At 53.5% G+C, this 25490-nt stretch carries 24 protein-coding genes; 18 read left to right on the forward strand and 6 right to left on the reverse strand.

Going from position 1 to position 25490, the window contains the following annotated elements:
- Positions 1 to 53: 53 nt before the first annotated feature.
- From IEY39_RS12665 to IEY39_RS12685, 5 genes are all read right to left on the reverse strand, one after another.
- Positions 54 to 668: a hypothetical protein gene (locus tag IEY39_RS12665; RefSeq protein ID WP_188931973.1), complete on the reverse strand. Its 615-nt coding sequence runs from the start codon at positions 666 to 668 to the stop codon at positions 54 to 56.
- The gene (locus IEY39_RS12670) at positions 669 to 824 is read right to left on the reverse strand and encodes a hypothetical protein (RefSeq protein WP_188931975.1); all 156 of its coding nucleotides are present in this window, start codon (positions 822 to 824) and stop codon (positions 669 to 671) included.
- Between the two features lie 107 nt (positions 825 to 931).
- A complete protein-coding gene (locus IEY39_RS12675; RefSeq protein WP_188931977.1) occupies positions 932 to 1459 on the reverse strand; it encodes a hypothetical protein in 528 nt (175 codons plus the stop codon).
- A 141-nt stretch (positions 1460 to 1600) separates the two neighbouring features.
- Positions 1601 to 2215 carry a hypothetical protein gene (locus IEY39_RS12680; protein WP_188931979.1) on the reverse strand — a complete coding sequence of 205 codons (615 nt, stop codon included), beginning with the start codon at positions 2213 to 2215 and terminating at the stop codon, positions 1601 to 1603.
- A complete protein-coding gene (locus tag IEY39_RS12685; RefSeq protein WP_188931981.1) occupies positions 2216 to 2371 on the reverse strand; it encodes a hypothetical protein in 156 nt (51 codons plus the stop codon). It abuts the gene before it with no gap.
- Positions 2372 to 2539: 168 nt separating this feature from the next.
- Between IEY39_RS12685 and IEY39_RS12690 the strand changes: the two genes are divergently transcribed.
- The gene (locus IEY39_RS12690) at positions 2540 to 2971 is read left to right on the forward strand and encodes a MarR family winged helix-turn-helix transcriptional regulator (protein ID WP_229688890.1); all 432 of its coding nucleotides are present in this window, start codon (positions 2540 to 2542) and stop codon (positions 2969 to 2971) included.
- A gap of 41 nt (positions 2972 to 3012) precedes the next feature.
- On the forward strand, positions 3013 to 3963 hold the full coding sequence (locus IEY39_RS12695; protein ID WP_188931989.1) for a phosphotransferase: 951 nt from the start codon (positions 3013 to 3015) through the stop codon (positions 3961 to 3963).
- Here the strand turns inward: IEY39_RS12695 and IEY39_RS12700 are convergent, their stop codons facing one another.
- Entirely contained in the window at positions 3964 to 4923 is a 960-nt protein-coding gene (locus IEY39_RS12700; protein ID WP_188931991.1) for a hypothetical protein, read from the reverse strand.
- 223 nt (positions 4924 to 5146) lie between these two features.
- Here IEY39_RS12700 and IEY39_RS12705 point away from each other — a divergent pair, with 223 nt between their 5' ends.
- From IEY39_RS12705 to IEY39_RS12780, 16 genes are all read left to right on the forward strand, one after another.
- The gene (locus IEY39_RS12705) at positions 5147 to 5581 is read left to right on the forward strand and encodes a GPW/gp25 family protein (RefSeq protein WP_188931993.1); all 435 of its coding nucleotides are present in this window, start codon (positions 5147 to 5149) and stop codon (positions 5579 to 5581) included.
- Between the two features lie 34 nt (positions 5582 to 5615).
- Complete coding sequence (locus IEY39_RS12710) at positions 5616 to 7433, forward strand: type VI secretion system baseplate subunit TssF (RefSeq protein WP_188932001.1); 1818 nt, start codon at positions 5616 to 5618, stop codon at positions 7431 to 7433.
- Positions 7420 to 8355: a type VI secretion system baseplate subunit TssG gene (locus IEY39_RS12715; protein WP_188932004.1), complete on the forward strand. Its 936-nt coding sequence runs from the start codon at positions 7420 to 7422 to the stop codon at positions 8353 to 8355. Before IEY39_RS12710 ends, IEY39_RS12715 begins: the two co-directional genes overlap by 14 nt.
- A gap of 26 nt (positions 8356 to 8381) precedes the next feature.
- Positions 8382 to 9257, forward strand: coding sequence for a TssN family type VI secretion system protein (locus IEY39_RS12720; RefSeq protein WP_188932005.1), 876 nt, complete (start codon positions 8382 to 8384; stop codon positions 9255 to 9257).
- The gene (tssK, locus tag IEY39_RS12725; RefSeq protein WP_188932013.1) at positions 9226 to 10461 is read left to right on the forward strand and encodes a type VI secretion system baseplate subunit TssK; all 1236 of its coding nucleotides are present in this window, start codon (positions 9226 to 9228) and stop codon (positions 10459 to 10461) included. Before IEY39_RS12720 ends, tssK begins: the two co-directional genes overlap by 32 nt.
- Positions 10462 to 10476: 15 nt before the next feature.
- Positions 10477 to 11007, forward strand: a complete 531-nt coding sequence (gene tssO, locus IEY39_RS12730) for a type VI secretion system TssO (protein ID WP_188932015.1) — start codon at positions 10477 to 10479, stop codon at positions 11005 to 11007.
- Positions 11008 to 11016: 9 nt separating this feature from the next.
- A complete protein-coding gene (locus IEY39_RS12735) occupies positions 11017 to 12039 on the forward strand; it encodes a PKD domain-containing protein (protein WP_188932018.1) in 1023 nt (340 codons plus the stop codon).
- Between the two features lies 1 nt (position 12040).
- Positions 12041 to 14317, forward strand: a complete 2277-nt coding sequence (locus tag IEY39_RS12740) for an ATP-dependent Clp protease ATP-binding subunit (RefSeq protein ID WP_188932021.1) — start codon at positions 12041 to 12043, stop codon at positions 14315 to 14317.
- 32 nt (positions 14318 to 14349) lie between these two features.
- The gene (locus IEY39_RS12745; protein WP_188932026.1) at positions 14350 to 14796 is read left to right on the forward strand and encodes a type VI secretion system contractile sheath small subunit; all 447 of its coding nucleotides are present in this window, start codon (positions 14350 to 14352) and stop codon (positions 14794 to 14796) included.
- A 57-nt stretch (positions 14797 to 14853) separates the two neighbouring features.
- Positions 14854 to 16230: a DUF5458 family protein gene (locus IEY39_RS12750; RefSeq protein WP_188932028.1), complete on the forward strand. Its 1377-nt coding sequence runs from the start codon at positions 14854 to 14856 to the stop codon at positions 16228 to 16230.
- Positions 16231 to 16666: 436 nt separating this feature from the next.
- Positions 16667 to 17059, forward strand: a complete 393-nt coding sequence (gene tssD, locus IEY39_RS12755; protein ID WP_188932030.1) for a type VI secretion system tube protein TssD — start codon at positions 16667 to 16669, stop codon at positions 17057 to 17059.
- Between the two features lie 47 nt (positions 17060 to 17106).
- Positions 17107 to 17496, forward strand: coding sequence for a type VI secretion system tube protein TssD (tssD, locus tag IEY39_RS12760; RefSeq protein WP_188932032.1), 390 nt, complete (start codon positions 17107 to 17109; stop codon positions 17494 to 17496).
- 52 nt (positions 17497 to 17548) lie between these two features.
- On the forward strand, positions 17549 to 19366 hold the full coding sequence (locus IEY39_RS12765) for a type VI secretion system Vgr family protein (RefSeq protein WP_188932034.1): 1818 nt from the start codon (positions 17549 to 17551) through the stop codon (positions 19364 to 19366).
- Between the two features lie 12 nt (positions 19367 to 19378).
- A complete protein-coding gene (locus IEY39_RS12770) occupies positions 19379 to 23479 on the forward strand; it encodes an RHS repeat-associated core domain-containing protein (RefSeq protein ID WP_188932036.1) in 4101 nt (1366 codons plus the stop codon).
- Positions 23470 to 24090, forward strand: coding sequence for a DUF8184 family protein (locus IEY39_RS12775; protein WP_188932037.1), 621 nt, complete (start codon positions 23470 to 23472; stop codon positions 24088 to 24090). Before IEY39_RS12770 ends, IEY39_RS12775 begins: the two co-directional genes overlap by 10 nt.
- Positions 24074 to 25483, forward strand: coding sequence for a hypothetical protein (locus IEY39_RS12780; RefSeq protein WP_188932038.1), 1410 nt, complete (start codon positions 24074 to 24076; stop codon positions 25481 to 25483). The genes IEY39_RS12775 and IEY39_RS12780 overlap by 17 nt, the downstream gene beginning before the upstream one ends.
- Positions 25484 to 25490: the final 7 nt, after the last annotated feature.

Below are 25490 nucleotides of genomic sequence, written 5' to 3' on the forward strand. Positions count from 1 at the left end.
TTATATTGCAGGCGCCGGGGGAGACTCCGGCGCCTTTTTCTTGAGCTGGCTGATCATGCCCTATATTCTTTGCTCAGATAGGGATTGAACATTTCCACCGGCCGGGGAAGGAAGTACCCTTTGATGCATTTAGGGTTGATCACGCAGATCTCTATGTGCAGCCGATCGGTGAAGTTGGCGCCGGCGTAGATGGGGCCGCCTTCGGGGAAAGGGCTGCGGACAGTATCGTAGGCGGGGAAGCCTTTCTTCCCGTTGGATTCATGCATGAAATTGATGACAGCGCAGTCGAGTTGGCGATTAGGGCCGTTATTTATGGGTAGTTGTTTGCCACCATCCTGTAAGGTTAGCAATAGTTCGGTATGCGCCTGTTTGACGACATCGATGGAATTTGGCTCGATCAGGTTCAGGCAATTGCCCAATTCTATGATCGCCCCGACAACAAAGGGTATACGGATCTTACCGGCGAACTTTTGCTGCTTCCGGGCCGCTTCTTCCGCATAGGATAATGCGCGATACGGGTTTTGCTCCCAAAAATAAATGCCCTCGCCGAGCCAATCCCATGGATTGTTGCTCGGGCGCAGTTCGTCAGAACCGTTAAGGAGACGTAAACCCAAATCCCGGTCGCAGCTGTGGAAACCGGTGATCTGGAAAGGCTGAAGGTAAGACACTTACTTCTTTTTCTTCTTAGCCTTCTTTATCTTCTTGTCTGGAAGGATGATTCCTGCGTCAATGAGGAATTGACGTGAAGCTTCCCTGTTGCCCCGAAGTTCTTCGCCGACTTCACGGAGAACCTGTATTTGACGGTCTCTTTGTTCCTGGGTCATATAATAAGGTTTGGAATTTGATACTGCAAAAATAGGATGTTTTCGCATAACAAAAATGATATTTATCAACCTTATTGACCAAATCTCAATTTTCCGCTTACCGGCCTTTAATTACGGGTCAGGATAAACCCATTGGCGTCGCTGCTCCAGCCGGAGCAATAAGCAGGGCAATCCTTTTCAGTCACGGTGCCGGTAATATTGTCGGTGGTGTAATTAAGAATGCCGATCCTGACATTGCCAAGCCCAATGGCGCCACCGCTGCTATTGTACAACATTTGTGACTCATCCAGGGCAAAGGCGCTGCTGGAGAGTATGGCTACATAGTCAGTGATGCCAGGCAGCGTTGGCGCCGGAAGGCCGCAATTGCTTCCGATGGATGTAGCAGCGCTGTAGGAAAGCAGGGTTTGGGTGATGCTGACGGAGCTGTCGCCGAGTGTGGTAATCTCCCATTTGATCGTGGCCGTGAATTTGGCATACCTGGCATAGCCGCCGCAACCGTCGCTGCTGTAATACAGCGTCACAGGGTTGGGGGTTGTCCATGTGCCCGATAGATTTCGGGCGGGTGTCAGGGGAGTTGCTTTTTTGCATTCTCCAAAAAGGATGACCAGGAGAAAGAGCGGGATGTATGTTTTCATGATGGTTTGGGGTGGTTACTTCAGTTATATGCAGGACGAATGATGTGCCCGGCATGTTGTAAACATAGCCAGGCTAAGCGGTTTTTTCAATACCAATAGGACGGTAGGCGCGTATACCAAATTGCCGGTAGGGCTATTTGATCACGCTCTACGTTCGTTGTGCAGATAGGGATTGAATATCTCCACCGGCCTTGGAAGGAAATAACCTTTGATGCGTTGGGGATTGAGCACGCAGATCTCGATGTGCAGGCGATCGGTGAAGTTGGCGCCTGCGTAGATAGGGCCGCCTTCGTGGAAGGGGCTGCGGATGGTGTCGTAAATGGGAAGACCTCTTTTCTGATTGGTTTGGTGCAGGTATTTGATTACGGCACAGTCGAGTTGGCGGTTAGCACCTTTGTTTATGGGCAGTCGTTCGCCCGTCTTCTGGGCGGCTGCCGACAGTTCGGCATGGGCTTTTTTGAGGATATTGATAGAATGAGGCTCGATCAGGTTCAAACAGTTGCCTAATTCGATGATGGCCCCAACAACAAACGGGTTTTTTATGTGCCCTGCAAACTTCTGATGTTTTTGAGCAGCTTCTTCGGCATAGGATAAGGCGCGATAAGGGTTCTGCTCCCAAAAATAAACGCCGGGGCCGAGCCAATCCCATGGATTATTGCTCGGTCTCAACTCATCGGAACCGTTGAGCAGACGAAGACCCAGTTCGCGGTCGCAGCTGTGGAAACCGGTGATCTGAAAAGGTTGATGGTAGGACACTTACTTCTTCTTTTTAGCCTTCTTCTTTTTATTCTTGTCCGGGAGAATGATCCCCGCGTCGATGAGAAATTGGCGGGCGGTCTTCTTTGAGCGTCGGATTTCTAGGCCTACTTCGTGGAGTACCCGTATTTGTTCTTCAATTTGTTCTTCTGTCATATAATAAGGTTTTGAATTTATTACTGCAAAGATAGGAGGTTTCCGAATATTCAAATTGATATTTATCAATATTATTGGACAAGTCGCATACTTTCGGGGTTTTGAGGTTGCATTTTGAAACCTCAAAAAGCTTTATTATTTTTGCGCATCACTTGATAACTCAAGCATATGTCAACAATCAATCCATCATTGAAAATGCTGATGAACCTCACCAGGGCGCAGGCCGTGGTCTCGCGGCGGCTCGACCGGCTGAGCATGCATGGCATCGGGTTCACCGACTTTGTGATCCTTTATCTGCTGAGCCAGGCGACGGGCGAACGGATGCGGCGCATCGACCTGGCGGAAAAGATCGGGATAACGGCCTCGGGGGTCACGCGCATCCTCATCCCCATGGAAAAAACGGGTCTTGTAAACCGCGAATCCACCGAAAGGGATGCAAGGGTGAGTTTTGTCGTCCTTACGGAGGCAGGCCGACGAATTTTCGAAGAGGCGAAGACGACCGCGAATCTAATAGCAAAAGAGATCATCCCCGTCGGGAAGATAAAAAATCTCCAAACGTTGTCCGAGCTGCTTGACGAATTGGCCGGGCCAGGCTTTTGACCGGACCGGATTTTCGTCGCAAACCAACACATCCCACAATTATGTCTTCACCATCCTTATCAACCTTTATCCCTACCGGCCGGATTCCCGCAGTGGAAAGGGCCCTGCTCAACACTTTTGGTACGACAGCCCTATCAACCATCGACATCCTGGCAGGCGGGCTTTCCGGAGCCACTACTTATAAGATCGCCCTCAACGGCAAGGACTACCTGTTAAAACTGGAGCCATCCGCGCCGGGCATCACCGCTGCCGGAAAGGGATTGACCTGTGGAGAGATCGCGACAAGGGCCGGGGTCGCGCCGCCGATCTATTATCTCGACCCGGCGGAAGGCGTAACCATCAGCGGATTCATTGCCACCCGGCCGTTGCGGGAGGTGTTCGATTCGCCGCAGAAGTTGCTGGGAGAGCTGGCCCGAACGATAAGGTCGATACATGCCATGCCGCTGCTTCCAAAGCAAAATAATATGGTGGCGATCGCGGACGGGATATTCAAACAGCTGGCCGCATCGCGGACCATCGGGGCGGACCTCTATGCCGAGGTAGCGGATTGTTATGCCGCTATCAGGGAGGGCTTCCCCATGGGAGGATCGGACATGGTGCCCAGCCACAACGACCTGAACCCGAACAATCTTCTCTGTGACGGAACAAGAATATGGGTCATCGACTGGGACGCCGCTTTTCAAAACGACCGGTATGTCGATCTCGCTATTGCGGCCAATTTCTTTGTAGCGGACGAGGAACAGGCCCGCTTTTTTCTGGAAGCCTATTTTGAAAGCGCAGTTGGGGATTATAAGATTGCCCAGCTCTTCATCATGCGACAGCTGTGCTATCTTATCTATGGTGCGCTGATACTTATGCGGACGGGTGAAGGGAAACTGGCACTTGCCTCGGCGGAGGAACAGGCAGCCTATGGCCGCGGCCTGCTGCAGGAAGGGATCAACAATATCCGATCGCCACGGTTTCAACGATCACTCTACTTTGTATGGAGCTGATCATATAGGCAGGCCAAACCGCCGCGCACCATTACGGATAAAGGCATCCGCATTGTCGCGACCTTCGGCGCAGATCTGCTCGATGGGCTTGCCGAATCGTTTTGTCAGCGGGTGGCGGTTGTCGATGGTGGCCATGCCGGCCTTGCCCCTGTTGACCACGATCGTATCGGGACGGGCTGTGCAGGAGTCATCGCCGAACGTTCCTACCTTGCTCGCATCGGCAACAAAATCCCCGCCGATGCCGCCATGAGAGGTGTAGAAAAAAGATTCCTCATATTGCTCTACCCGATGCATGGTAGCCGTATTGCCGAATATGGTACGCGAACCGACATCAGGGTTTCGCCGGGCGTGGAAGACGATCTTTACATTGTCGATGGTTGCCCCGTCCAGGCAGGGCTCACGGCCAACCGCGTCGTAAAGTCCCAGGAAGTATACGCGTACCGCCGGGCTGAGCATATGAGCGAGAACGGTAGCGATGAGCCCGCCCCGGCTGTGACCTACCACCACGACACGCACCTGGTCGGTGCTTAGGGGCTGATGGGCAAGCATCGTGGCATTCACCTGTACGGGCACACGCGCCTGGGTTTGCTGCGCCTGCGGCATCAGTCCATATTCATCACCGTATTGCTCGCTATAATATTGTGTCCGGGTGCAGGCATTGACATCGAACATATCCAGGGGATGTACCGGGTGAGCGGGATCGGCCATTTGCTTTGGAAAGAGGGCTTGCAGCCGGCGCTGCACGAAGTCGAGCGCCTTTTGCAGGATGGGTTCGGAGTCCCGGCCCTGTATCACCTGCGAGGGGCCATCGAGAAAGAGCTTGTCGACACCCATGGCGCCATATTGGAAGTCCCGAACGAACTGGTATACATGGCTGTTACTGCCATCGGGTTTGCGCCAGGAAGCTGAACTGGTACCGTCTATTCCTACGACGACGTAGGGAATTGTTGGATTGGTCATGGACAAGATCTTTACCGGTTAGGCAATGACGTAAGACGGTTGGGGAGGGAGTGAAATAAAGGTACATCATTTTTATATAGGTGTATCCATGTGTATAATTTATTTTGTCTGGCATCTTTTTTGTACTTATTTTCAATATAACATTTTACTCTCGGCTAAGTCGTCATGACAATTCTCTTTTGACCCTGACTTCCGACAATCACCTCTATTTAACTACAGGGTCATGTCTTCCGGATTTCTTTCGCTTCCATTGCAATTGGATATGGTTCCGCAGCGGGGCTTGTTGTCAACCTGCACCGCCCGGCAATCCATTGCGCATCATATTCATCTCATTCTCACTACTTCGCTGGGTGAACTGGCCAGCAACGACAAATTCGGCTGTGGCCTCTGGGATGCGGACTTCGACAACCTCTCCAGCCGCAGCCGCCTGAAGGACAGTCTCGTGCAGGCGCTTGACGAAGCCATCCGGGCGCATGAGCCGCGGTTGGAGAAGATACGTACTGAACTACAGCTGCACCAGGACGAGCTTGCTGTTGCGGGCTCTCCCCGCCGCATCAAGAACCGATTGGATATCACCGTGTCGGGTGTGTTGAAAGGGACCAACGAGCCGATCGTTTACCGGGATCATTTTTTTATCAGCCCGCTGTCGTACAATTAAGGGGACGGCCATGGCTGCAGGAAAGTACAATTAGATGGAGACCAAAGCACACATAAAAGACAGGATGTTAAAGGCCGCATCGGCTGCGTGGGGCTATGCAGACAAAATAAAGGAATCGGATTTCGACCCCCTGCTTTCCCTATTGATGGAAGTCTATGCGGCCGAGCTGGAAAAAATATCCAACGAGATCAGCATGAGCCGCGAACGCGTCCTGCAAAAGATGGTGCAGCTGATGGCACCGGATGTGCTGACGGCTCCTATCCCCGCCTCTGCCATCCTTTCTGTGCAAAGCATGGAAGAACACCTTTTGCTGGAGCAACGGGAGCAGTTTGTCGGCACACATCCCCAGGATGGTGCGGAGTTATGGTTCTCGCCCGCCGGCAATTATGGCGTCACGGATACCCGTGTAGAATATATGGCGGCCGGCCGGCGTCTCTTCCGCTATACGGCGCCGGGAGAAAGGGAGACCTGGTCGACATTGGCAGACCCGCTTTTTCCGAATGAGCTTTGGCTGGGGCTAACCGGGGATGCCACGGCCTTGCGCGGGGCCCAATTTTATTTTGACTGTTCGGATGCCGGGGCCGCCGTTCTCTATCATCACCTGCCCGAAACAAAATGGTATTATGGCGGAGAACAGCTGTCGACAACTGCCGGTTTTAACCAGCCCAACCCATTCGATAATGAGATGACGGGTTGGCTGCGGGCGCCGCATCACATCGGTGCGGCAATAACCCGGATGGTGCGCAATATCCACCGTCATCGGTTTCTGCACATTACGGCTGACACCCGATTATCAAAGACGGATGTTGTGCCGCCGTTTGCAGAGACCCCGGAAAAGATCTGCTGGATCAACATCAGTTTTCCTGAGAATATCCATGGTTCGCTACTCGCAAACCTGCATTGCCAAACGAACTGTTTCCCGGTGGTGAACCGGCAGCTGCACGAACTGACCTACCGGCTGAAAGACTGGATCAATATCATTCCCCTCCGCTGCGAACAGGGCAGACAATTCTTCGATCTGCATTCGGTGATCGATCAGGATCGGAATCCCCTGCTGGCTTCCGGAGAGCGAGGCAGTGGTGCAGATGCCGGTGATCCGAAGGTTATTTTACGCCGGGGAGGCACGGGGCGATTTGACGAACGCGACGCCAGAGCCGTCACCGAACATCTGCTGCAGCTGCTGCGTGATGAGAGCGCCGCCTTCTCCTTCTACAACCGGGATTTTATCACTGCCGAAGTAAAGCAGGTACAACAGGTGATCAATCGTCTCAGCCAGGAAATGGAAAAAGCTATCCCCACTGCCGACCCCGTCCCCTACCTGGAAGTGACCACCACCAGCGAGATCGTCAACCGCCATCTTGTTGTGGAATACTGGAGCACCCAGGGGGCAAAAGCCAATGGTATCCGCAATGGTACGCCGCTGATGGCGTATAAGAATGGCGGCCTGCGGCAGGGTCAGATCTTCCTGGTGACCCCGACACAGGGCGGCAGGGACCGGCTGGCGCCGCATGAAAGCATCCCTGCCTATAAGAGCGCCGTGCTTTCCAAAGACAGGATCATGAGCACCGAAGATATCCGGCTCTTCTGCATCCGGGAGCTGGGCGCAAAGGCCCGGACCGTGGAGGTAAAGAAAGGCGTGATGATCGCACAGGGCCGGCAGGCAGGATATGTAAAGACGATAGACGTGCTCATCCGGCTGGACAACCGCGAATTTGCTTTATTGCAACAGGCGGGGACGCTTGATCATTGGAAGGAAACACTGCAGTCGGGACTGAGCGAACGATCGATGGCTTTTATGCCCTTCAGAGTATTTTTTGAAAGAGAAGAAAAAATAAATCATGTTATCGCCTGATCAGCTGTCCAAGGCCCTTGCAGATCACGCCCTCCATCTTAAGGCGGAGGCCCTGGTTGCGCATGTCGTTGCGGGTGGCTATCCCCGGGAGGCCTTTACCATCGCAACGGGAAGGTTTTTCGAAAGGGCGTACGCTAATGACCTGACGGCGGCTGACTGGATATTGGATAAATGGCATAACGGCCGGGTCCACCTGCAATTGTCCCGCCCCGGTTTTTACGATCTGCTGCCGGAAGGGCTTTTCTTCCAGCCTGCGGGTTCCGAATACAACAATGCCATGGGCGTGACGGAGATGGCCGCGTTGCACCGATGGAACAGGAACCGGGAAACGGGGATACGCAATTTCTTTCAACCTTTTGAGCATGCCGGCTTCTACCAGCTGTTGCAGCTCGAAGAGGAAGAAAGGGCCCTGGGATTGGAGCAAGGCATGCTGCACCGGTTTTTCCGCGCCTTCTGGGAGATACCCGATGCGGTGGACGATGCGGCAGCCGGTTTTTTCAACCTGCTGATCCCGCATGCTTACCGGATAACGGGTTGCCTGCCGCTGATGGAGCAAAGCCTGCAACTACTGCTGGGGAAGGAGACGGCCATACAACTGGTGCAGCCAAAGCCGATCCGCATCGACCGGCAATTGGAAAAGGGTCTGGGTGCGTCCGCTCTTGGCGACGACACGGTATGCGGCAACACTTTCCTGGAAGAATACCCGGTATATAAATATGTTATCGGTCCCCTGGCGGCCACTGAAGTAACCGCCTATCTGCCGGGAGGCGACCGGTATGCCGTGATCGAAACCTTCAACCGGTTTTTCGTCCCCGCGGAGGCCGACACCGAGACGGAGCTCGAGATCGACAGAGCCACCCTGGAGATGCAGCTGGAGCCGGGAAGGGAGCCCGTGCTGGGTTATTCCTCGATCTTAACCTAACAAAAAACCTGACAACACCAAATGATATGACAGCAGAAAGATGGTTATATCCTGAAATGGGTCGCTGGATGATGGTACTGGGAGTCGGCACCATCGGCCTTTCCGCTCTGATGGGTATCCTGATCAACCGCATCAGGGGAGGCTTCAAGGCCTTTAGCAAGCGTACGATATTGTACACGCTTTCCTTTGTCCTGGTATTTGCTTTGAGCGGCTTTTGCATCGCACTGCCCCTCTGGAGCCAGTACCTGTATGCCTTTATCTTTTTCCAGGCGTTTTACCTGGGGGTTGGCATCGTTCATGTTCTTGTTTCGCGGCAATGGCTGAAATGGATGGGGCCGGGCGCCTTCTGGCCCGAACTGCTCCACCTGCTGGTGATCATGCTGCTGGGTGCGGTGGGGATGATCATGACCTATCGCATCGTCAACCGGGAAGGCGCGGAGATCGCCATGTCCACCGCTGCGCTGTTCTTTATGGTCCCCTATTTTGTTTACAAGACCTATCAGCGTAGCGTGGCCATTCCACCCAAAGTGTACAAACAGTGGTATTATCCGGTGCATAGCCGGGAGCCGGATCTGGATGAGGCCAAGATGAAAAACCTGCTGGTGATCAGCTTTGAATTCCAAAAACAAATGACCGACCGGTATTTTACCAACTTCCGCGCCAAGGCGCCGGTGGACATGGAATTCGGTGAGCTGTTCTACTATTTCATCAACGACTATAACGACCGGCACGGTGGCTCGTCCATCCGGTTTGCCGACAACCAGGGCGATCTGCATGGATGGGTCTTTTACCGGAAGCCGAAATGGTATCACCTGTCCACCAAATACATCGATTCAGAAAAAACCGTCTTCATCAACAATATAAAAGAAAATGACGTCATCATCTGCAATAGGGTCTCCTGAGGTGTATCTGCCCGTGAATTGGGCCGATGGTATGAAGATCAACAAAGATCATTTCCGGGCCGATCAGCATGCTAATCATTGGCAACAAGCCATGCATTCCCGGGCCCTGTTGAGCGAGACTTGTTACGGACTCTTCTATACGGGGGAACCGCAGCCGATGAGACCCATCGTCATCACCACTGACAACCAGCAACAGGTGGCGATGCGGCTGTTGGCCTGCCAGGCGATCACCCCCGGCGGCCACCTGGTCTATGTCCGCGAAGACTCCGTCACGGCGGAGGATAGGATCACCGCCACCATCCCCGGGTTGAGCATGCCGTATGCGCAACTGGCCGCGGCAGATGCGGAATATGCTATTGTACTCACTGTAAATCCCTATCACCGGGTGCCCACGGGCAGGCCCGACGTGGAAGAAAGTCAATTGCGGCCACCCTTCACCGCGCCGGCATTCGAACTGCAGCTGGTGGAGTGTCGCGATATGCGTAGTGGAGGGGGGCGTAGTGATGGAGTGCGTAGCGATGGAGTGCGTAGCGAAAAGGCGGGCGATCTCTTTCTTCCCCTGGGCAGGATCAGGGTCAGTGAGGGCAGGGTCCTGCCGGACGAGGACTATATCCCACCCTGCACCAGCGTCGCCGCTCACCCGGCGCTGACCGAATGGCATGCCGGGCTGGAGCAATTCTATGGGTTGATGGAATCCTATGTCTTGCGTATCCTGCAAAAGACGGTGCAGAAGAATCAGCAGAACGACCTCGCCGCCGTAGTCGGAGACCTCTGTACGACGATGGGTCCCTATCTCGCCGGGGAGTATCAGCGCGTGCTGCTGGAATACCGGTCGCAGCCACCCGTCCGCATGGTAAGCGGGGTGGCGGGGCTGGCAAGGCTGTTGAAGAACCGCCTCGATGTCTATACCGGCGGGCTGAAAGACGAGCTGCTCAACTACTTTGCCGAATGGTGTACCATCCAGCAAGGCGAATGGGAGTCGGTGATGACGGCAGCCAGTACGGTGCGGTATGATCATGCTGATATCCGGGCGGCGCTGCGGCAGATGGATGCCTTCACCGGTTTTACCCTGCGGCTTTTCGCGAGTCTCGCGGCGCTGGAATATATCGGCAAGAAACGGGAGGCCGGCATTTTTGTAAAAGAACATCTTGTCGTCCCGGCGGAAGAGTTGCCGGCACGGCGCAGAAGCTTTCTGGCAGATTAATAAAACTCAATATACATGGCACATCTTGTCAACACAAAAGAACGGGACACGGCCTTCTGGAAATTCCTGGCCTTTTTCCTGCTCTCTACCCTACTGGTGGTGAGCGCAGTGTATTTCGACACGCGTATCCCCGCAAAGGACAATGCGATAATGCGCGAACAGATCAGCGCCTATAAGACCCAGGCGGATGCCCAGGAGAAGTTTGTCCGCAGCATGGACGAAGCCAAGGCCCTCATCGACTCGCTGAGCCGGCCGGGTAGTAACAGCGTATACCTGAATCAACTCATTGCGGCCAAGATCCGCGAACTGGCACAGCTGCAATACAAGGATAGCAGCATGTACAGCCGGCTGAACAAGAACGTGCTGGATATTTTCCTGCGCTACCAGGACGCCGCCAATAAAGCCGTCAGCATGGGTGACCTTCCGCGGCAACTGGACGACTATAAAGCGAAATACGAGCAGGCGCAACGCGACCTGGACAATACGCGGCGCGACCTGGATGTGTTGCGGCGCAGCAACAACCCTCCCGGGCAGGGAACCTTTTAAAAGTGCGATATGAACAACAACCGATATATTGTCAACAGGCGCGTAGACGACCGGGCCATCATCACGATGATCATCGTGGCGGTGGTGAGCCTGCTTGTCATGGCCTGGCGTTTTACCAATCACACCGTCTGTGAGAATTTCAGGGTCACCGCCCGGAGTGAACATTACTACACCGGGGAGGTGGTGCGGTTTGAAAGTAATATCGGGCATTTCCATACCCTGCATTGGGATTTCGGGGACAACCAGGGAAATGACAGCAAGATCTCTTCCGCCGTTCATTCCTATGATGCGCCCGGCAACTATACCATCACCCTGACGGCCGACGGGGAATGCACCGAATACGATCGCATCACCATCCAATCCGCACCACCAGTTGAGAACCCCGAGACCCCCACTTTCACCTATCCACAGTCGGCAGAAGTAGGCAAACCCGTCGCCTTCACCGACACTACGGCAGGGGCTACCCAATGGGAATGGCGTTTCGGGGAGACGGCCACCGTCGATGCAACAGAGCGGAGTCCTAAGTATACTTATACCACACCAGGGTTGAAAACGGTGACGCTGGTGATCAACAATGACGAACGGCAGATGGGTATCGCCAAGATCTATGTCAACCCGCCGGCCACGCCAAAACGGAAGGATCATGGTGATCGTCCCGTCATCATCGTGCAGAACCGCCCGGCGCCGGGGCCGGCTGCTGCGGATTCGACGAAGAAGGTAGAGCCGCCGGTGGTGAAAGCGCCCGACGTGACCAACGAGCAATTCGAGACGCAGTTGCGGGCCGTGGCCAACAAGCAAAAGACGGCGGACAGCTTTGCCCCCTATTTTGGGGGCAACCTGAATGTCGAAGCGAATCTCAACGGGCAGATGATGCCTTTTACCGAACTGTGTAACAAATTCAGCGCCCTGAAAAGTGAAAAGAAGATAAAGAAGCTGACGGTGCAGCTGGTAAAGAACGACAAGACGAATTGTATCATTGCGCTTTTTGTCAACTTAAAAGAAAAGGAAGGGTTTTTCAGCAAAATATTCTGATATGAGTACAGTACAAATGGATGTCCGGCTGAGTGCCGGGTCGCAGCAGGTGTTCACGATCGCCCAGGCGCTGGCGCGGGAGCAGATGCATGCTGCTGTGGGTGCGGCCCATTTGCTGAAGGCCTTGCTGCATAAGGATATCGGACTCGAGCCGCGGTTGTGGCAGATGGACCAGGATGTGTATTATATAGCCGACTGGGCGGATACCCGAATGGAAGGCTATCGCAAAGCGGCCGCGCCAAAGATTACTATCCGCAATGATGAGGCCGTGCTGGCGGTGCTGGAAGAGGCGGATACGGTGAGAGTGTTGCAAAATGAAGAAGAAGTGGAGCCGATGCACCTGCTCATCGCGCTGAGCACGCCGGGGGTGGGCTTTTCCTTCGAGCAGTTGAAAACCTTTCCGCTGCAGCGGGATGAATTATTGCAGGCAGGTGACGCGGTGAAGGAGCCGGAGCGAGAGACGGCGGGGGCAAATGGCAGTACCGGGGTGGCAGCTGGTGGCGGGGGCGTGAAGGGGAATGCCACGGCGGGGGTCAACGGAGGCGGCGGGCAGGCCTTGTTGAAATATTGCCGCGATAAGGTGCTGGAAGCGACGCAGGGGTCGACGGACCCCATCATCGGGCGGGAGCGCGAGTTGCGGCGGATGTTGGAGATCCTCAGCCGGCGCAGCAAACCCAATGTGCTGCTCATCGGCGAACCCGGGGTGGGCAAGACGGCGCTGGTGGATGGGTTTGCGTTGGCCATCGGCCAGGGTCAGACGCCGGATTTTTTGAAAGGCGCCCGCCTTTTCGAACTGGACAAGGGAGCATTGATTGCCGGTGCGGCATATAAAGGAGAGGTGGAAGAAAGATTGAAATCTATTTTACAGGAGATAAAAGGTTTTGACAAGGCGATCTTATTCATCGACGAGCTACATACGCTGTTGGATAAGGAGCGGGTAGCCGATCTGTTGAAACCTGAATTATCCAGAGGCACCATCACCCTCATCGGGGCTACCACCCCTGAAGGATATCGAAAGCATATCGAAAAGGATGAGGCCTTTGCGCGGCGGTTCGAAGGTCTCGATCTCGAAGAGCCGGATGCGGAGATGGCGTTCCGTATGGTGCAGACGGTGTTACCCCGCTATGAGCAACATCATGGCCTGGCAGCAGATGAAGCCGCGTTGCGAGAGGCTGTACGGCTGGCCAAACGCTATATCCAGGACAGGAAGCTGCCCGATGCGGCTATCGACCTGGTGGATCAGGCGATGGCGACCCTGCGGCTGGCCGTGGATATGGGTGAAGAAGAAAGCCGGCAACTGGATATTCATGATCTCCATTCTATCGTTGCCGGCAAGACGGGTATCCCCGTCGGAAAATTACAGTCGGATGAACGAGAGCGTCTGCTGCTGATGCCGGAGACCCTGCGGCAAAGAGTGGTGGGCCAGGACCAGGCCATCCATGCCATCTGCGAAGCCATCCTCGAATCGCGTGCAGGTCTTAGCCGGCCGGGTCAGCCCATCGGCAGCTTTTTCTTCCTGGGCCCTACGGGTACGGGTAAGACCGAATTGGCTAAGGCGCTGGCGGCCCTGCTGTTCGAGGACGAACGATCGATGATCCGCTTCGACATGTCGGAATTCAAGGAAGAGCATTCGGCGGCGTTGTTGTACGGTGCCCCACCCGGTTATATAGGGTATGAAGAGGGCGGGTTGCTGGTAAACAAGATCAGGCAGCAGCCCTATGCCGTGGTATTGTTTGACGAGATAGAGAAGGCGCATCCTTCCGTGTTCGATATCTTTTTGCAGATGATGGATGAAGGGCAGCTGCACGACAAGCTCGGGCGCCAGGGAGATTTTTCCAACGCGCTGATCATCTTTACTTCCAACATCGCCAGCCGTTGGGTAACGGAAGCCTTTGCCCGGGGAGAGACCCCGACCCACTCCACCCTGCTGGAAAAGATGGCAAGCCATTTCCGCCCGGAATTTCTCGGCCGGCTGACGGAGATCGTTCCGTTTGGTCCGATGCGGCCGGAGATGATGGAGGCGATATTTTCTATTCAAATGAAAGGGCTGCATCAGTTGTTGGCAGGGCAGGGTGTGAAGCTGACAATAACGCCTGCGGCTGCGCAATATATTGCGGAGATAGGTTTTTCGCAGGAGTATGGAGCCCGGCCGTTAGCGGGTGTTATCCGGGGACAGGTGAGGAGACCGCTGGCCCGAATGATCGTGAGTGGGGAACTGCTGGCGGAAAGTAATATTCAACTAGAGCTGGTTGACGGCCGGCTGGTCTGGAATAGGTAAAACCATTTTCTTCATATTTAAACTTTCGCTTTATGGCTATTGAACCTTATGGAATTGGCGGTGTCGAGGTGAGAACCGACGCTTTCGAAGCCTTCGCCGACATTCCGCAAAACCGTGTTCTGCTGGCAGAAAAACTGACAAAGGACCCACCGGTGAAACCCGATATCATTAACGGGCTAACGGATATCGCTGCGGTGTTCGAGCATTTCAGTCCGGAGGTGAACCTGGAGTTCGAAACCGAGGAAGGATCGCTTCGGCGGGAAGCACTGCATTTTCACGGGCTGGAAGATTTCGGTCCGAAAGGCATCACCGGCCAGAGCCCATTTCTCAACGAGCTCAACGCAAAACAGCAGCAGTATCATAAGATCATCCGGCAGTTGAAAACCAACAAACTGCTGAAACAGGTGTTGGCCAACAAGGAGACCAAGGAAAATCTTATCCGAAGCCTGCAGGCCTTGATCACCGAGTTGGAATCATAATGACTTGAACCGGCCTCCGGCCGGTTTGGCCAATCAATAAAACACTAAAATTCTTATATGTCAGCAGAACAAGTTAAAACAACCGGTGAAGCGGAAACCAAATTGAAAGAAGCGGAGGCACCACTGGAAGCGCTGGAATCGCAACTATCCGGGCTGACCCGGTATGGCGGGTACGATCTCCTCGAATCGGCGATTGATGACGTCCAGAACCTCAATCCCTCGCGCAAGGCAAGACGTAAGATCTTCCTCGAAGAGCCATCGAAAAAGGAAGAAAGGGCCCAATTGAAAAAGACCCTGGAATGGTGGGCGGAAGTGCTGCAAAGCAGCGACGATCTCGGGGAAATGATCGAATTCAGCAATGAAAAAGCGGTAGCCGCCGAGGAGACCCTCAACAAGAACCTCAAACTCGCGGTGAAGGAAACGGAAGAGCTCGAACGGTCTTACCGGTCGGTGGCCCTGTTCTTTAAGAATACGGAAAGCCTCAAGGTAAAGAACATCTCCATCATCAATGCTGAGCCCGACCAGTTGAAAGACCTGGACAACACCCGCTTCATCGACGCCATTCATGAAGAACTGATCCATAACTACGACCGGCTCGACCTCCGCAACAACTACAGCCTTCTCATCCTTCCCGGCTATCTGGGTTCGAACAAAGTGGTGGAGAAATGGGCCAAGATCGCCTATGAGAACAAAGTGATGCTCATCACCGACTTCGAGCATCTCGACACTCCCGATGATGTCATGGAGCTTTTTGAAGCGGCCAACCTCACCGGCGGCGATATCTGGCGCAGCAATATTATCATGACCTGCAACTGGCTGGTGGGAAGAGGTAAGCACTCCGAGATCGGCGAAGAAGACCATTTGTTTGTCCCCCCCGCAGCGGCCCTTGGCGGCAAGATCTATCAGACTCTGATGTCGCAGGTGACGGCGGGGAAGAAATACGGCGGAATGAATGAAGTCGACGGAGTCCGCTTCGATCTGAAGAAGAGCGAGATCGCCGGCCTCGAAAAACTGGGCCTTGTTCCCATGGTAAAGGAGTATGGGAAAGTGATGGCTTTTTCCGCCAAAACATTGTTCAACGGCGACAACCTGGGATTGCAAACCTACTCCGTCGTCCGGGTCTTCGACTATGTCGCGAAGGTGATGATGGACTTCCTCAACCGCAGGGCTTTCGAAAATTTCAACGCCAGCACGCGTAAGGAGCTGATGGGGCAGATCGTAAAATTCCTGGACAGTATCACGGGACCAGGGAAGCTGATCGAAAATTTTGCTATCCAACGATTTGAACAAGACCCGTTGCAGAAAGACAAGATACATCTCGATATTCACCTGAAACCTTATTTCCCCGCAAAGACCTTTCTTATCAAACTGGAGGGACAGAAGGGAGAAGAGGCCGAGAAGGCGGAGTGGATGTCGGAATATGCACAAGCCTAAAATGTGCAGGACGAGCCTGCCTCCGTCGGCTCATCGGCGGCTATCCATGTAAGTGGGTAGTGAACACGTTCCGAGTGGACGCGTGAGGGATGGACGTGTATGGCCGCACCGTGAGCAACGTTAACTTTTGGTTATTGCGATAAAACTTCACCGGAATTTTTTGCGCGTTAATCGATTTCTTTTTAATATTGTTTGACAATTATCAAATCCTTCCTTCCTCTGCAAGACCTTATCCCCTTCAATTACTTATTATATTGTAGTTACCCGCAAGACGTAGTTTCCCCTTTTTCCTTTTCCCATTATTTGGCTCGGTAGCCTGCATCAGCAGCAGTTGAATGTTTTTGTGTTATGCCATCATAGATGGTGTACAGGACTCCTTTTGTCTATTTATTTTTTGGTCTTATACCATTTTTTCATTTTTTAAACTCAAAGTGTTATGTCATTCAAGGCAAAACTAAGCGTGGGCGGTAAGGAAGTCAATGTCCTCAACTGCAACTATGCATTGAAACAGGAAACGGATGCTACCGGTCGTCCCTCTTCCATTACCCGTGGAGGTAAGATCAACCTCACTGTCGAATCCACCGGCGACACAACCTTCTTCGAATGGATGACCAACAACTTCGAACGGAAGGACGGCACCATCACCTTTGTCAAACGCGACTCGGACGCGACGATGAAGCAACTGAAGTTCACTGAGGCCTACCTGGTAGACTACAGGGAGAACTTCGATGCCACCGGCGAGAACCCCGTGACGGAATCCTTTACACTCAGCGCGAGAGAGATCTCGGCCGGCAGCGGAAAGCATTCCAACGAGTGGGTAAAAATGTAAGTCATTATGGGGGGCGGCCCTGCCCCCCTACCTAAAACCTTTATTTTATGTCATTCCTGGCCAAGCTAACGATCGATGGAGAAGAAGCCAATATCCTGTATTGCGGCTTTCGCTTCTCCCAGGTGACGGACACTACCGGCAGGCCCTCTTCCGTCCCACAAGGCGGCACCGTCAACCTGACGGTGGAAAGCACCGGGAAGGTCGACCTCTTCGACTGGATGATCAGTCCCACCCAGAAAAAGAGCGGGACGATCACCTTCTACCGTCGTGATACGATGAGCAAATTAAAGACCCTCGAATTCACGGATGCACATTGCGTGGATTACAACGAGGTCTATCAGCATGACGGGGAGTATCCGATGCAGATCGGGTTGGTGCTGAGTGCAAAAGAAATAAAACTGAATGGATCGAACTTTAAAAACAACTGGCCGGAATAAGGGGCCCTACCCTCCCTCTCCGGCGCTACTACCATAAACGATAAATTTTTTTATGGCCCAGTTAGTGAACACAACCATTACCATTGCCGGCAATCCTATACCGCAATTCTCTTCCTTCCAATTGACGCAGGGGATCTTCTCCCATCATGTCTTCAGGCTGGTTTGCCCCGCCGAGTCCATCGACGGCAGCACCGGCAGTGCTTTCAACCGAAGCAAAAATCTGATGGGCGCCAACCTGGTAGCCCAGATCAATTCCGTGGAGATGAGCGGTCAGCTCCGCTTCAGCGGCATCGTCACGCAGGTGGAGACCTCTCGCTTCAACAGCTACAACGGGGATGTCATTATTACGGGATACAGTCCCACCATCATCCTCGACAACGGCGGCCATTGCAAGAGCTGGGAAAAGAAGGCGGTGAAGAACATCGCACAGGATGTGCTGAAGCATTTCCCGCAAAACTTATTGAATCCAAAGGTGGCGACAAAATATCCCGAGACGCTTGCCTACGTTGTCCAGTATAAGGAGACCGCCTGGCAATTCCTTTTCCGCCTCTCCGCCACCTACGGAGAATGGCTCTTCTATGATGGCAGGAATCTTGTCATCGGCGAGCCGTCCGGCGGCAATAGTACCGCACTCACCTTCGGCGGCAACCTGAGCCGGTTTACCATGGCCCTCCAGGTGCGACCGGCTGCCCTGCAAATGATGGCCTATGACTACATGAACCACCAGGTGTATACCAGCACTCCCAGCGGCATCGAAGGCCGGGCAGGACTCAACGATCTTGGCAAGACGGCCCTCCAGGCCAGCCAGACGGTCTACGCCGCCCAACCCAAGATCTGGAACAACCATTTCCTGACAAATAAAAAGCAGCTGGATGATGTCGTCAACATCCAGTCCGCGATGAACAGCAGCAACCATGTTCGCTTCAACGGATCGAGCGGTCACCCCGGTGTCAGCGTCGGTGGGGAAGTAAGCGTACAGGGAACGAATGTTTTTAGCCAAAGCAACGAGAGCTATGGCGAGTATACCGTCATCTCCGTCAACCACTATGCTGATGGGCAGGGCAATTACAACAACGACTTCGTCGCCATTCCGGCCAGCATCCGGGTACCACCCGTCGCCACTCCGCTGGCGCCGCCCTGTGAAGCGCAAAGCGCGCTGGTGACGGACAACCACGACCCCAAGGGCCTGGGAAGGGTAAGGTTAAAATTCTATTGGATGAACGGCGCCGAAAAGACCCCCTGGATCCGCGTCACCAGTCCCCACGGCGGTGGCGGCAAGGGCATGTTCTTTATCCCGGAAATAGGCGAAGAAGTGATTGCAGGATTTGAAGGCGACAGCGCCGTAAAGCCTTACGTCATCGGAACCGTATACCACGGGGCCGCAAATAATACATTCAGCAATGCCGGCAACGATGTTAAGGCGTTGCAGACCCGCAGTGGCAACAAGGTGATCATGAACGATGCGGCGGGCAGCGTCTTTGTACAGGACAAGGACGGCAACAGCGTGCTGATCGATGGGGCGGGCAATATCACCGTCACTGCCAACAAGACCGTGACGCTGAATGCCACGGACGAGATCATCTTTAATACAAAGAAGATAACGATGCTGGCCGAGAACGAGATCTATATGCAGTCGAAGGTGCTGAATGGCCAGCTGTCGGAGACGGCTACTGTCTATGGTAAGAACAATGTCACGGTGTCGTCCGACACGATGGTCAGTCTCGAGTCGCAAAACAAGGTGGAAGCCATCGCAAAGACGGAGGTGAACCTGAGCAGCCAGACCAAGATCGGGGTCGATTCTGTCCACATAGAAGTCAACGGTAATTCCGCCACCAATATCCGTGGCGGCATGGTCAACCTGAATACATAATCATATTGGTATATGTACGTCGCCAACACACATTTAAAACCGGTTCTTGGGATTGATATTCACTTCGTGAACCTGCCTTTCCCCTTCGTACCCCTACCCCATCCATATATAGGTCTGGTCTTCGATCCCTTCGATTATATTCCTTTTATCGGCGCTACGGTAAAGGTCAACGGCGTGCCCCGCGGCAATACGGACACTATGGGCATGATCATTACCTTCGTGCATATCCCCGAAGGCGCCGGATTCACCATCCCACCCATTATCGGCCACAACAGCCAGAACTTCTTCGGCAGCAAGAAGGTAATGGTGGACGGTGCTCCCATGAGCGGCGCCGGCTATATACTGATGACCTGCAACGACATCGGGATACCGCTGAGCTTCCGCCCGGGCCGAAAATTCATTCCCATCCCATCCCTCTACCTGCCGACATCCTTCTGTATCCCCCTGCAATGGGGTAAACCTGTCCACGTCGGCGGGCCCCTCGTTCCAAACTTCAGCCTGATGGCCCTTCTAAAGGCTTTCGTCCTCGGTTGCTTCCTGAAAGTGCTGGGAATGGCCGCCGGCAAATTGCTGAAGAAATTAAGCAGCAAATTATCAGGTAAGACCGGACTCAGCGCCAAGTTAAAAGGGGCCTTGTGTAAAATGGGGTTTGAGCCTGTCGACCTGATCACAGGCCGGGTGAACTATGCCGGCATCGATTTTGAATTGCCCGGACCCATCCCCATTCAATGGACGAGAAACTGGGACAGCGATGCCGTCCGTGACGGCCTCCTGGGCCATGGAACCCATTTGTGCTATGATCGTTTCATACAGCTGTTCCCCGAAGAGGGAGCATTAGCGCTATCGCTTGCCGACGGTCGGATGGCCGTTTTCCCCCTGCTTCAACCAGGAGAGGAATATTACCATCGCCCCGAGAAGCTGCTGCTACGTCGTAAGGAGAATGGGCATTTCTTCCTGGATGATTTTGGCGCATCGCTTTATTTTCATTTTAATCACGCATCGGACGCAACTATATTCTGGCTTTCGTTTATCGAGGATTATAACGGTCATCGTATTCAGTTCCATTATACCGGCAGCGGACAACAGTTACACGCCATGACGGACAGCGCAGGCAGACAGCTGCTGCTGCATTATGATAAAAATCGGCATATCATAGGAGTGGAAGTCAGACATAAAGACGTCGCCCAGGTCCTGGTGAGCTACGACTACAACGAAGAAGGTGACCTCACCGGCATTACGGATGCCATGGGGCAGACCACGCACATCGAGTACCAGGATCATCTGATGGTGCAGAAGACCGACCGTAACGAAGTATGCTTTTATTGGGAATACGATAAGCAGCGGCGTTGTGTCCATACCTGGGGCGACGGGGGACTGCTGGAAGGCTGGATCGACTACGGAGATGGGCATAATACCGTGCTCAACGGCCTGGGTGAGAATACAACCTACTGGTATGACGAGAACAATCTTTGCATACAGGTGACGGACCATTACGGCAATCACCGTTATACGGAGTACACGGATGACTTTGATATCTACCGGGAGATCGATGAGCTGGGCAATGTCACCGGGTACGTTTACGATGACAAGGCCCGGCTGAAGGAAAAAATTTTTCCGGATAACTCCAGCTTACAATTCCATTACAACGAGTTGAACCAAACCCAACTCATTATAGGCCCCGATGGCAATAGCGAATCCTATGGATATGATGCAGAAAGCAGACTGCGGTTCATCAATTACCCCAACGGGAAAACCATCGGCTATGAATACAATGACAAAGGCCAACTTTCTGCCGTGATAGAGAACGGCCGTCAGAAGACGGCTTTCCAATATGATGAGGATGAGAACCTGATCCAGGTACTATTACCCACCGGTGCTACGGCGAAATGGAAATATGATGCACTGGGTCGCTGCCTCCAGGCCGTCAACCCCGAAGGTCAGCTGAGACATTATGACTATGATGCCCTGGGGCGACTCCATCATATGTACCTACCCGATGGCAACAGGATAGAGCTGGAATACAACGCCTATGAGGAAGTCACCGGCGCTACCGCAAACAATGGCCGGGTGGAGTTTGAATATACTCCCCTCGGCAGGCTGAAGAAAAGGAAGCAGAACAATGCCGAGCTTAATTTCCTATATGATACCCAGGATCGCCTGAAGGCCGTTGTAAACGAGGCGGGAAAATATTATCGTTTTGGATACAACCAACGGGGAGAGATCGTTAGTGAAACCGGCTTCGACGGAATGCAGCGGAAATACGACAGGGACATAGCAGGCAAAGTGGTCAGAGTGGAAAGACCGGGAGGGCATCACACCCTATACGAATATGACGGAGGGGGAAGGATCATCCGGATCGGGCACGATGACGGCACCTGGGAGATATTCCGGTATGACAGCAATGGCAGCCTGATAGAGGCGACGAATGATCTTAGCACGGTGAAATTCACCCGCAACAAGATAGGCAGGATAGAGACGGAATGGCAGGGCAACTATTCCGTGAAGAGCGACTATGATAAATATGGTGACAGAATCGGGATCAGCAGCTCCCTGGGAACCACTATCGAAATGCAACGGGATGCAGCGGGCCTGCCGGTGAGCCTGAAGGCTGCCGATTGGCACTGCAGCTTAAAATACAACAATGCCGGCCGCGAGATCGAAAGGTTGCTCCCGGGCGGCATAAAGAGTGAACGGAATTACGACCACGCAGGACGGCCCGGCGAACACAAGGTCACCCGCAACGGAGTGCTGCAAAGCTGGAAGAAATATACCTGGGACGCAGGGGACAGGCTCACCCGCATCTTTAATGTCCTGTCAAAAGCCTCCACCAGCTTCAGGCAGGATACATCCGGCAATCTGGTCTTTGCACAATATGCGGATAACAGTATTGTATACCGCACTGCGGACGATACGGGCAATATATACGAGACCAGGGACAAGTCCGATCGTACATACAGCAGCGCGGGCGCCCTGCTGGAAAGCCGGGAGCATTCCTACAAATACGATGAAGAAGGCAACCTGATCAGCCGGACCGAAAAAACCACCGGAAAGACATGGCGCTACCAGTGGCTTGCAGGAGGCCTGCTGGGCAAGATGACAAGACCCGATGGAAAAGCCGTTTGCTTTGCGTATGATGCATTGGGGCGACGAATCGAAAAGGTCTTCGAGGGCATGGTAACCCGCTTTCTGTGGGATGGCAATGTCTTATTGCACGAATGGACCTACGAAGAAAAAGAGCGGCCCAGGGCCATCATCGACGAATGGGGCGGGATCCGTCAGGATAGGGAGGAACCCATACAGGACCTCATCAGTTGGATATTCGATGCGGACAGTTATATACCCGCCGCCAAAATAGCGGGCGGGAAGGCTTATAGCATCGTCAGCGACTACCTGGGCACGCCACAGGAAATGTATGACGACACCGGACAGAAAGTTTGGGAAGCCGCATTGGATATTTATGGAAGAGTACGAACTTTAGCGGGCGAGAGGCGGGATGTACCTTTCCGTTACCAGGGTCAATACGAGGATGTGGAGACTGGCTTGTATTATAACCGGTTCAGATATTACAGTCCCCGGGAAGGTACCTATATAAATCAGGACCCCATCGGACTGAACGGCGGACTGGTATCGTATGGATACGTGAGGGACACCAATGAAAGGATCGATCCCCTGGGGTTGATGCCCTGGGAATTCATGAACGGCGCATCGGCCGATATCTCGAATGGGGGGAAGCCGGAGAATTTTACGAGCTCCCCCGCGGGACATGCCGAAATAAATGGCCTGAACTCATTTGCCAACAGGGGACTGATGGATCAAAAAGATATCACCATCAGTAATGTAATGGGGGATTTCAATCCTTCCAATACCAAGCCCGTAGGAGTTTGTACAAATTGCAGGACCGACATGTTCGACATCCTGCAAAGAGGTGGCGCAAAGAGCGTCACCATGCCGATCACTAAAGGGAATATAGTATTGGGAACCGTCACGGTACCCAGGGAAAAATTCGGGGTTGTAGGCTCCGAACTGGAGACGATCAGAAGCGGCCCCGGAACCAACAGACAAAAATCAGACGCAGCCTGGGAAGTATTGAAAAAACATGGAACATGCCGTTAAAACTTATTAAACCAACAGAATCAGCCTTCTTTTATAACCCGAGAGGGAAGCAGTTATCCCTGGTCTCGGAACTGAAGTTTTATTTTAACCGTAACACGCATCAATTTGAACTGGACCAAAACCCTCACGGAGAACCCAAGCTTACAAAGATCAATAACCTTAAGCTGAGCGCCGATTTTTCCGAAATGGAATTCGATGCGGTCTACCGAAACAAAGACACCCAGTTTAAACTTTTGAGCGAATACCCTTTCGATAAGACCCTGTATAGGACGATAGCTGGTATCCCGGATTCGGACTTCGCATTCAGGGACGACGATAAGGACAAGATCGAGTTGATCTTCAACCAGGGCGCCATATCCCAAGTCTATATGTATAAGCACGTCGACATGAATCTGGTGGATTCACTGACCATCATCCGAGAAGATGGCGTCTTCTATCTGATCAAACAAGGTCCATATGCCAAAATACCGTTGAACAGTGTCGTTGCCGCTGATAACCGCATCATTAGCAGGTCGGCTTCAGAAGAGTTCAGCTATTCCGTCAACGACCAGGAATATATCTGGAATCTCCTAAGCCGGCTGATAAACGAAAAATATGATACATCCTCATAACCCGGTGATGCAGCGACTGGGAGAAATGGCCCGGCTCTGGCAGCAAAAGGTGCAGCCGGAATACCGCCTGGTCCGGTGGATGCTGAAGCCGGAAGAGAGCCGCATGTATGAAGGGTTCTGCCGCCTGGAAGCATCTCCCCACGGAACCCTCGATAATCTCTTTGTATTCTTTTACACCCCGTTCGTATCGGCCGGGGAATACAGCCATGCCCTGATGCGGAACTGGTTGCAGGAATATGATGAAAATGCGGAGCAGCGCAGATTAATCACTGAAGCCGGCATCAAAGGCGAATGGAATGTAGCCACCTTCCGCAACGCCGTAGCTGCAAACAGGTATGAGCAGTGCGATGCCTTGCTTTTGCCAATGATCCGGAGTTACCGGGAATGGCTGGGCATGCCTTCTTCCGGATTCGTACTGGCATTGCTGCCGAAAGAGATGCATTCCCCCGCAGGATTTAATATGTGGCTGCAGACCTGGATGAAGCAGGACATTCCCGACCGGGTGCAATTACTGCTATTCGACCATGTCCAGGGCAATTTCCTGGGTGAGACATTTGAGGAGTACAAGCAGTACAGTTGCACGCTGCTGCATGATCTCAGGATGGAGCAGGCCGTTAGAGAAATCGCCACGGCCGGTGCGGCTACCGACCCACAGGCTGCCTTCCGGGAATGTCTTTTCGAAATGGGCGCAGCCGCAGCCGCAAAGGACCGGCCGCGATTGGAGGATTGGGGGGAGAAGGCGCTTGCCCTGGGGAAAAAGAGCGGGGATGACCTCCTGCTTGCTACGGCTTTTCTTTCTTATGCGGGGATGCTGTTCTCCTTCAAGGCCCATGAGAAGATAGAGAGCTTGCTGGATGGTGGTTTCAGGGTCTGCCGGCGGGGCGTCGACCAGCAGGTGGAGGCGATGCGGTCCTTGCTGTTGCAGTATTATGCCTACCGGGGTTCGCATTGTCAGCTGCGGCGGCAGCGAAAGGAGGCGTTGGACTGGTTCATGCGGATGGGGAGGCTGGCGGAAGATTTCGGTTACTGGTCGCAGGCTTTGTCTGCATATTACAAGGCATTTGTTTTTGCGAGATATAAGCATTTCGATGAGGAGAAAGCCGCCGCGATGAGCCGGGCGATGGGGTTGACGGACCGGCTGAGCGCCGAAGAGATCGTGGCGGGGGAGTATCCGTTTATGGCGCTTGCCTTTGTGCAGGAAGGGAATCCGGAAGATGGCGCTTTGCGGCTTATGGTGGAGGAAAAAATGCTTGCAGCGTTTGGGGTGGAATGGCGGGAGACCGTTGAAGCGTTGGAAAAGAATTATACCCGTCAGAAGGCTAATGTCTGTCCTTCGGACCAGGACGCTCCGCGTCCTGTGGCGGCAAGTGGAAGCGCAGTCGATGGCAGATGAGTGAACC

Source organism: Puia dinghuensis, assembly GCF_014642875.1.
GTDB lineage: Bacteria > Bacteroidota > Bacteroidia > Chitinophagales > Chitinophagaceae > Puia > Puia dinghuensis.